Below are 8,481 nucleotides of genomic sequence, written 5' to 3'. Positions count from 1 at the left end.
CCCATGCCCCATGCCCCATGCCCCATGCCCCATCTCTACGAATCAGTTCACGAATCAAATCGGATTACTATATCTATATAAACAGGAGTGATAGCCATAATGGCGATTAATCTACAACAAGCTATGGATATTGGGAAGTATTTAGTTACCCAGCGTTTGAAAGGACGTAAACGCTTCCCCCTAGTATTAATGTTGGAGCCGCTTTTTCGCTGTAATCTAGCCTGCACTGGTTGTGGTAAAATCCAGCATCCAGTAGACGTACTAAAGCAAAACCTCACCCCAGAACAGTGCTTTGCTGCTGTGGAAGAGTGCGGCGCACCTGTTGTATCGATTCCTGGGGGAGAACCTCTATTGCATCCCCAGATTGATCAAATTGTCCAGGGATTGGTTGAGCGCAAAAAGTATGTTTATTTATGCACTAATGGCTTGTTGCTAGAAAAGAGCTTAGATAAGTTTCAACCTTCGCCTTACCTAACTTTCAGCGTGCATTTAGATGGAATGCGCGACTTGCACGATCACTATGTCGATCGCAAAGGCGTCTTTGATATTGCTGTCAAAGCTATTCGCGCCGCTAAAGCCAAAGGATTTCGTGTCGCTACAAACACCACCATCTTTGATGGTGCTGATCCTAAAGCAGTCCAAGAGTTCTTTGACTTCGTAGAAACACTCAATACTGATGGGATGATGATTTCTCCTGGTTACAGTTACGAGTGGGCCCCAGATCAAGATCATTTTCTCCAACGAGAACAAACACGCGCCCTGTTCCGGGAAATTCTCACTCCCTTGAAAACGGGTGAAAAAAACTGGAACTTCAATCACAATCCACTTTTCCTAGATTTCTTGACTGGTGATAAGGACTACGAATGCACGCCTTGGGGTAGCCCTAGTTATAGCGTTCTCGGTTGGCAAAAACCTTGTTATCTATTAAACGAAGGTCATTATACCACCTTCAAAGAATTACTAGGCGAAACTGACTGGAGTCAATACGGCCGCGCCAGTGGTAATCCTAAGTGTGCCGATTGCATGGTTCACTGCGGCTACGAACCAACAGCAGCTATGGATGCAATGCAACCGCAAAATATGGCACGTGCCCTTGGTAGTGTGTTCGGTAAGAATTAAAAAGCAAAGGGGCAAACAGAGGAGAGCTATAACTCTGTTCATCCACCTCAGAACTGGATTAACGAGTCTTTGAACTGGATGAATCCATCTCAGAACTCCATCAAAGAGTCTTTGAGCTTCGTTCATCCACCTCGGAACTGGATGAATCCACCTCGGAACTGGATTAACGAGTCTTGGAACTGGATGAATCCACCTCAGAACTGGATTAACGAGTCTTGGAACTGGATGAATCCACCTCGGAACTGGATTAACGAGTCTTTGAACTGGATGAATCCACCTCGGAACTGGATTAACGAGTCTTTGATACTCGTTAACAAGCATAAAAACTCTGCCCCCCACTCCCCCACTTTCCCAGGAAAAAGTATGTCAAAAAATAACTCAGTCTTAGGAGCCAAACGGCGATCACTATGGCAACTTGCTTTAGAGGGAGTGCTGGATGGTGGCCCTTCTACTTGTCAATTTGCAATTACTAGCGTATGCAATGCTCGTTGCGGATTCTGTAATTTTGCAGTGGATAAGATGCCAATAGATGAGCGGCATTCTGTAACCCTGGAGCAAGCAAAACAAGCCGCAGAGATACTCTATCGCAATGGAGTGTATTTCTTGATTTACGTGGGTGGCGAGCCAATGGCTCATCCCCACCTAAATGAGATGATTGCTCATGCATCTAGCATCGGTATGGCACCGATGCTTGTGACTAACGGCTCCCTCCTAACACCAAAGCGAATTGATGAGTTAGCTGATGCTGGGTTGATGAGTGTGATTATTTCCATTGATGCGGCTGAGGTGGAAAAACATGAACAGAATCGTGGACTTAAAGGAGTGTGCGATCGCATCCGGGATGCTAACATTCATTTCCAGCGTCGGCATATCAGCACTACTGCTTCAGTTACCATGAGCCGACTGATAGATGATTACCATCAGTTGCCACCATTCCTCAAGTCGTTGGGTTTTGACAGCGTAACTTTCTCTTATCCGTTAACCACCCTAGCATCATCCTATCTTGGTTACGCCGAGTCGAACTTAGTAGATTACACTGCCGAGGAGTTGCATGAGCGCTTCGATACTTTAAAGGCACTCAAACAAGATTTTCCAGTTGTGAATCCTACCGCCTCCATTGAGGATATGCAACGCCATTTACGAGGTGAACCAGAGCAATTCGGCTGTCTCGGTGGCTGGAAGTTATTTTACCTAGACTGGCATCTTAACCTTTACCGCTGCCACAACTGGGATAAACCCATGTGCCACATTACTGAGTTTGACAGTTCGCAGCGAGTTCGTGATGGATGTACCGCCTGTATGATTGACTGCTACCGCGACTCCAGCGTTATGCAGCATATCGGTGTGTCTGTCAGTGATGGTGTGCAGGCACTAACCAAGGGAAAATTGAAACAAGCTTGGAAATACTGGTTTAACCACAATAACCTAGTTTCCCTCAAAGCCGTCTGGGAACAAGCAACTTGGTTACGTCGCCTATAGCCGATTTTCCTTATTTCCTTATTTAAGGATAACTTCATGAAAAGATTGATATATTCTCCTCTTATGGCTTGCTTGCTGATCGGAGCAACAAGTCAATTAGACATTACTCAGGGTCTAAATAACTATTCTCAAATGGGGCTAACTTCTTCAATACTGTTTCCTGGATTAGATCAAAATACTGGTGTGAGGGTTTCTCAGGCTACCCAAGAACTTAATGAAAAAACAGCCCTAAGCTTAGTTTGGAAACTACCACAAGTGCAACGCAAAGCCCGAGAAATTGAACGACTTTCTAAGAGAACTATACGAGTTGCAGCAATCGTCGATGGCTATCCTACTCCCAATGAACCTTATTACAAAGTTCAAGTATTTGAAAAACATCCAGATGAGAATGTCACGATTTATTGGTTTCGCGTCTTAAAGACAAATGGTGTTATCGAGGTTTTAGACTTAGTGAATAATCAATACATATCATTAGAAAAATGGAAGCCTGATTGATATCAAAACTTCTTATCTTAGTTATCTATGCATTATATGTTGATAAATCCATTTACCACAAAAGGCAAACCTAGCTTTCTCTTCAGGGTTATCCCAAGTACCCCAAGTTAGGGATTAGTCTTCATTTTGGTAAGCCCACCTAAGTAGGCATCTATTACTATTGTTTCTAACCTTTACTTCTGTGATGTCTTTATGCAAGTTTATGCAAATGCACAAAGAAAACCTAATATTAAACTAACTAAAGAATAAGCTTTTTAGGGTTTTTCGCCTCAATGGCATCGAACTGCTCTACCAACTGAGCTATAACCCTTTAAGTGCGTTGTTTATACTGCATTAATTATTGGTAATTTGTCAAGTAGTCTCTAAAATTCAGTGTCAAGTATCTCATCTGCAACTTAGTATGAGTACTTGCTACGACAGTTGCAACAAATAAGTCATACAGTGACCCATTAGGAAGTAAACTACTAACATGGCAGCAGCCGCTAGACCAACTAATGTGCCAGCCAACATCAGAGAAAATTCTTTATTCTCGTAGGCTTTTTCCATTAGGTGCAGCGACCACGCTACCAGCGCAACATCAAAAACTAAAATAGGGATCAACATATTTCTTAATATTTGTTAATACTTGTAAAATAATATTAACACCCTTTTCAGGAAGTGTGTCTAACCTAAGATAGATGTCATTTACGGAGGAATTACAAATCAGAAAACTTTGCGTACTGGTACGTTGCGATCGCCCAAATAATCTTTAATTTCTGCAACGCTCAATTGCCCGTAGTGTAACAGAGATGCTAGTAATGCTGCTTCAGCTTTGCCTTGAGTCAACGCTGTATAAATATGTTCACAATTACCTGCACCACCAGAGGCAATAACTGGAATTTCTACAGCTTCAGCGATTGATCGTGTTAACTCTAGGTCATACCCGGCTTGAGTTCCATCAGCATCCATACTTGTTATTAGCAGTTCTCCGGCCCCCCGTCTTTCAACTTCTTGTGCCCACATTAAGGCATCTAAGCCTGTATTTTCCCTGCCACCGCGTACATATACATCCCACCCAGGATTATTGGGTTCAACTCGTCGTCTAGCATCAATAGCAATAACTATGCACTGATTACCAAAGCGATCGCTTGCCCGATTAATCAAATCTGGTTCGCGTACTGCCGCAGAATTAATACTAACTTTATCTGCTCCCGCTCGTAACAAAGCTTTAACATTTTCTAAGGATTGAATACCACCACCCACAGTTAACGGAATGAAGACTTGTTCAGCAGTGCGGTAGACCACATCCAGAATAATTCCCCGGTCTTCATGAGTCGCTGTAATATCCAGAAACACTAACTCATCTGCACCGGCTTGATTGTAAACCTTTGCCAATTCTACGGGATCGCCTGCATCTTGGAGATTGACAAAGTTAACTCCTTTCACAACCCGTCCCGCCTTCACATCCAAGCACGGTAAGATTCTTTTAGATAACATAATAACTTTTGCACTTCTGGGTAATTGTCCGGAATTTAAATTTTAAATTGGCCTGGGTATTCCCAAACGAAAATTTTCCCGCCCTTGTTTATTCCAACCATTGCAGTGTACATGGCTTTCTACGACTGGTTATTGAGTGTTAGGTAATATAAGTATCAGGTATCAGCTATAAACAAAATTCTTTCTCATTCCTTATTCCTCATTCCCCCTTATCCCCAGAAGGGTAGATAAACAGCAAATAGTTTGCTCACAAACGCTTACGTATGCTCATATTTAGGGATGTATGCCATCCCCCTCAGAAAAGCGGTCGAGTTTCTGGGTTTGCATCCAAACACTTTAAGGAAGTACGCAGATGAAGGCAAAATCAAAAGTATCACAAACGAAGCAGGACAACGCCTCTATGACGTTGAATCCTATAGGTCTCCAATTCCCCATTCCCTTTAAAAGTTGAATTATGGCGATAATCTCCTCGAAAAAACAGCCTCCAGAACCCAATGGAGAACCAAAGCAGCGTCGGGAGTTGGCGAAAGCAGACTCCACAGACAAAATTTTGCAACCAGAAGCTGCTATTGATGAACAAGATAAGCAAGAAGAGAGTATTCGACCGCAGCGATTTGCCGATTATATTGGGCAAAAAGACTTGAAAGATGTGCTAGATATTGCCATCAAAGCAGCTAAGTCTAGGAGTGAGGTGCTGGATCACTTACTACTATACGGGCCGCCGGGATTAGGTAAAACAACAATGGCAATGATTTTAGCATCAGAAATGGGGGTAAGCTGCAAGATTACCAGTGCGCCTGCTTTAGAACGTCCACGCGATATTGTTGGGTTACTGGTGAACCTCAAACCAGGGGATGTTCTATTTGTGGACGAAATTCATCGCCTCTCACGGATGACTGAGGAAATACTCTATCCGGCGATGGAGGATTATCGCTTAGATATCACCATTGGTAAAGGTTCAAGCGCTCGAATCAGAAGTTTGCCGCTGTCCAAGTTTACCTTAGTGGGAGCCACAACCCGTGTAGGTGCGCTTACTTCACCACTACGCGATCGCTTCGGCTTAATTCAAAAGCTGCGATTTTACGAAGTTGAGGAATTGACCAAAATTGTACTACGCAGTGCCCAATTACTTAAAACACCTGTTACAGAAGATGGTGCTACAGAAATTGCCCGTCGTTCGCGAGGAACACCGCGTATTGCTAATAGGCTACTCAAACGAGTGCGTGATTATGCGGAAGTAAAATCATCTGGTCAAGTTACTGAAAATGTAGCAGCCGAGGCATTGCAACTATTCCAAGTAGATCCCTGCGGTTTAGATTGGACAGACCGTCGAATGCTGAGTGTAATAATTGAACAATTTAATGGTGGGCCAGTAGGATTAGAAACAATTGCCGCTGTTACAGGTGAAGATACCCAAACAATTGAAGAAGTATACGAACCTTATCTGATGCAGATTGGGTATTTAACCAGAACTCCCCGTGGTAGAGTGGCGACAAAGGCTGCATACAAGCATTTGGACTTTACGCCGCCTAATGAACAGTTGTCATTGTTGTAGTGAAGGAATAATCATCCTCACGCAAAGGCGCAGAATTCTTCTTAGCGCATCTGTTTTGGAAAGTGACTGACGCTGGTTCCTGTCTACGAGACGCTCTTGCGAACGCTACCACTGCGCCTCTGGATGAAAATTCTCCCTATGATAAGTTGTGGAATTTAAACCACAGATAGACACAGGTAAACCTAGATGATTAAGTTAATTGCTATTTTTCTCAGTTTGTTGCTTGTGTTTGGCTGGGGTAGGCCAGTTATGGCACAACCCCAACTATCCATTACTCAAGAGCAATTAAAACAAGGCGATGAGTTGGCAAATCAAGCGTTTGCTGCGACAAATCAAGGTGATTTTGCCACGGCTGAAATGTACTGGACACAAATTATTGAGCAATTTCCTACTAATGCTGGGGCTTGGAGTAACCGGGGAAATTCGCGGGTGAGTCAGAACAAATTGCAAGCAGCATTGGGAGATTACAACAAAGCTATAGAACTGGCTCCGAATGTCACTGATCCTTATTTAAATCGAGGTGCGGCGTTGGAGGGGTTAGGAAAATGGGAAGAAGCGATCGCCGATTATAATCATGTTCTAGAACTCGATCCTAACGACGCAATGGCGTACAACAATCGAGGAAATGCCAAAGCAGGTTTGGGAAAATGGGAAGATGCGATCGCTGATTACAAAAAATCCAATGATATAGCCCCGAATTTTGCTTTTTCCCGTGCTAACTACGCCCTCGCCCTTTATGAAACTGGTCAAATAGACCAAGCAATCCGCCAGATGCGGAACATCGTCCGTAAATATCCTCAGTTTGCTGATATGCGTGCTGCTCTCACCGCTGCTTATTGGATCAAAGGAGAACAAGGCGAAGCCGAAAGTAACTGGGTAGCAGCTTATGGACTAGATCCCCGCTATAAAGACATCAACTGGGTGACAAATATCCGCCGTTGGCCTCCTAGCATGGTAATAGCGCTGGATAAGTTCTTGAAACTACAGTAAAGGCGATCGCTAAGCGTACACATCACAATTGTGCGATGATTTTTTTTTTAATTTCACGCTAAGAAAATCTTTGTGACTTGGCGTGAAGTTTGTCCATTGGTTAGCCTGTTTTACCTGATAGACTCTAAACTATCTGCGATCGCCAAACATTATTCCGTAACTAAGCGTTATCTTTTTTTTTAAACAAAACTACAAACTTGAAGAAATTATTAAATTTTTAGATTTTATTTTGATTTATACAAAGCTGATTGGGCAAGAGTTTTCCATTTTCAAGATTGGCTCTTCAATTTATCGAAATAGTTGATTGGTATTCCATATACGAGTATCAAATTAGCAATTTTAATCCAGCATGATTTTTTCTTAGAGGTTTGATAAATTACTATAATAAATCCGCCAGTGTTTACTTAGTGATCATTTTAAAACTGTGCAAATTCATCCTCACTCACAATTTGAACATAGCCCAAATCGCCATAGAGAAGAGGGTTTACAAAGATTGCTTGACGGTCTGATCAAAACAATGCAGCGGGATGAGTTAGTCCGGCAAACGACGAACCAACTGAGAGAATCGCTCCAGGTTGATCGCGTAGTTTTGTATTACTTTTACGGGCAGTGGCAGGGACAGGTAACATTTGAATCATTGAGTTCTCAGGAATTCTCAATACTTGGTTCCACTGGCCCAGATGATTGCTTTAATAACGAGTATGCCGCTTTATATTTAGCAGGACGGGTAAGAGCGATCGCTGATATTGAATTAGAGCCAATCCAACCTTGTCACCGAGATTTTCTCAGCAATATGCAGGTTCGTGCCAACCTAGTAGTACCAATTTTGATACCCAGAGGATTATGGGGATTGCTAGTGGCACATCACTGTCAAGGGCCACATTATTGGTCGCTACTAGATATGGAAATGATGCAAACAGGGGCAAAAACTCTGGCAACAGATCCTAATATTCTAGAAAGTTAACTTACTTAAATCGCATACAGTTAAGTAGCTAGGATACCTGCCAGCAATATTCAAGAGGAGAAAAAATTGTGAAATTTGGTTACACAATCATCTGGGTAGACGATGTTGTTAAAACCGTTGAGTTTTACGAAAAAGCATTTGGTTTGGTTCGTCGCACTCTTCGGGATATGGATCAGTTTATCTGGGCTGAAATCGAAACCGGAGATACTGTACTAGCTTTCTCCTCTACTAGCGAAGCAAAAATGTTATTTCCTGGGGGTTTCCATCCCAATGATCCCACCAGGGGATAGCGGGAAGGTTGGGAGCTTCGCGTCTTCAGACCGAAGGGGAAAACCGAAGGAGTGCGAATTTATTCGCCTCCAATATTCTCACCCATGATGAGGATCATTGATATACCGTTCTA

The 8,481-nt window shown here is 42.9% G+C and carries 10 protein-coding genes; 8 read left to right on the top strand and 2 right to left on the bottom strand.

Annotated elements, in window-relative coordinates; genetic code table 11:
- Positions 1-99 precede the first annotated feature (99 nt).
- From hpnH to IQ246_RS27230, 3 genes are all read left to right on the top strand, one after another.
- Entirely contained in the window at positions 100-1,119 is a 1,020-nt protein-coding gene (hpnH, locus tag IQ246_RS27240; protein WP_194006414.1) for an adenosyl-hopene transferase HpnH, read from the top strand.
- 78 nt (positions 1,120-1,197) lie between these two features.
- Positions 1,198-2,598: a radical SAM protein gene (locus IQ246_RS27235; protein WP_244142180.1), complete on the top strand. Its 1,401-nt coding sequence runs from the start codon at positions 1,198-1,200 to the stop codon at positions 2,596-2,598.
- 36 nt (positions 2,599-2,634) lie between these two features.
- Positions 2,635-3,093 (top strand): hypothetical protein, encoded by a 459-nt coding sequence (locus tag IQ246_RS27230; RefSeq protein WP_194006413.1) that lies wholly within the window; start codon positions 2,635-2,637, stop codon positions 3,091-3,093.
- Positions 3,094-3,504: 411 nt separating this feature from the next.
- On the opposite strand, the gene IQ246_RS27225 is transcribed toward IQ246_RS27230, so the two are convergent.
- Together IQ246_RS27225 and hisF are read right to left on the bottom strand one after the other, a co-directional pair.
- Positions 3,505-3,696, bottom strand: a complete 192-nt coding sequence (locus IQ246_RS27225; protein ID WP_194006412.1) for a hypothetical protein — start codon at positions 3,694-3,696, stop codon at positions 3,505-3,507.
- Between the two features lie 99 nt (positions 3,697-3,795).
- Positions 3,796-4,569 carry an imidazole glycerol phosphate synthase subunit HisF gene (hisF, locus tag IQ246_RS27220; RefSeq protein WP_194006411.1) on the bottom strand — a complete coding sequence of 258 codons (774 nt, stop codon included), beginning with the start codon at positions 4,567-4,569 and terminating at the stop codon, positions 3,796-3,798.
- Positions 4,570-4,848: 279 nt separating this feature from the next.
- Here hisF and IQ246_RS27215 point away from each other — a divergent pair, with 279 nt between their 5' ends.
- The 5 genes from IQ246_RS27215 to IQ246_RS27195 all read left to right on the top strand — a co-directional run bounded on the left by IQ246_RS27215 (position 4,849) and on the right by IQ246_RS27195 (position 8,368).
- A complete protein-coding gene (locus tag IQ246_RS27215; protein WP_244142181.1) occupies positions 4,849-5,013 on the top strand; it encodes a MerR family DNA-binding transcriptional regulator in 165 nt (54 codons plus the stop codon).
- Positions 5,014-5,023: 10 nt separating this feature from the next.
- Positions 5,024-6,124: a Holliday junction branch migration DNA helicase RuvB gene (gene ruvB, locus IQ246_RS27210; RefSeq protein WP_194006410.1), complete on the top strand. Its 1,101-nt coding sequence runs from the start codon at positions 5,024-5,026 to the stop codon at positions 6,122-6,124.
- A gap of 186 nt (positions 6,125-6,310) precedes the next feature.
- Positions 6,311-7,114 (top strand): tetratricopeptide repeat protein, encoded by an 804-nt coding sequence (locus IQ246_RS27205; RefSeq protein WP_194006409.1) that lies wholly within the window; start codon positions 6,311-6,313, stop codon positions 7,112-7,114.
- A 424-nt stretch (positions 7,115-7,538) separates the two neighbouring features.
- The gene (locus tag IQ246_RS27200; RefSeq protein ID WP_194006408.1) at positions 7,539-8,078 is read left to right on the top strand and encodes a GAF domain-containing protein; all 540 of its coding nucleotides are present in this window, start codon (positions 7,539-7,541) and stop codon (positions 8,076-8,078) included.
- A gap of 68 nt (positions 8,079-8,146) precedes the next feature.
- Positions 8,147-8,368, top strand: a complete 222-nt coding sequence (locus tag IQ246_RS27195) for a VOC family protein (RefSeq protein WP_244142179.1) — start codon at positions 8,147-8,149, stop codon at positions 8,366-8,368.
- Positions 8,369-8,481 lie beyond the last annotated feature (113 nt).

This window comes from aff. Roholtiella sp. LEGE 12411 (assembly GCF_015206995.1).
Taxonomy (GTDB): domain Bacteria; phylum Cyanobacteriota; class Cyanobacteriia; order Cyanobacteriales; family Nostocaceae; genus Komarekiella.
The sequence above is the reverse complement of the archived record's forward strand: the minus strand, read 5'-3'. Positions and strand labels throughout refer to the sequence as shown.

What these genes read in the sequence shown, in the direction of transcription:
- hpnH (WP_194006414.1), top strand. Translation starts at nt 100, where the DNA reads ATGGCGATTAATCTACAACAAGCTATGGATATTGGGAAGTATTTAGTT.
- IQ246_RS27235 (WP_244142180.1), top strand. Translation starts at nt 1,198, where the DNA reads ATGAATCCATCTCAGAACTCCATCAAAGAGTCTTTGAGCTTCGTTCAT.
- IQ246_RS27230 (WP_194006413.1), top strand. Translation starts at nt 2,635, where the DNA reads ATGAAAAGATTGATATATTCTCCTCTTATGGCTTGCTTGCTGATCGGA.
- IQ246_RS27225 (WP_194006412.1), bottom strand. Translation starts at nt 3,696, where the DNA reads ATGTTGATCCCTATTTTAGTTTTTGATGTTGCGCTGGTAGCGTGGTCG.
- hisF (WP_194006411.1), bottom strand. Translation starts at nt 4,569, where the DNA reads ATGTTATCTAAAAGAATCTTACCGTGCTTGGATGTGAAGGCGGGACGG.
- IQ246_RS27215 (WP_244142181.1), top strand. Translation starts at nt 4,849, where the DNA reads ATGTATGCCATCCCCCTCAGAAAAGCGGTCGAGTTTCTGGGTTTGCAT.
- ruvB (WP_194006410.1), top strand. Translation starts at nt 5,024, where the DNA reads ATGGCGATAATCTCCTCGAAAAAACAGCCTCCAGAACCCAATGGAGAA.
- IQ246_RS27205 (WP_194006409.1), top strand. Translation starts at nt 6,311, where the DNA reads ATGATTAAGTTAATTGCTATTTTTCTCAGTTTGTTGCTTGTGTTTGGC.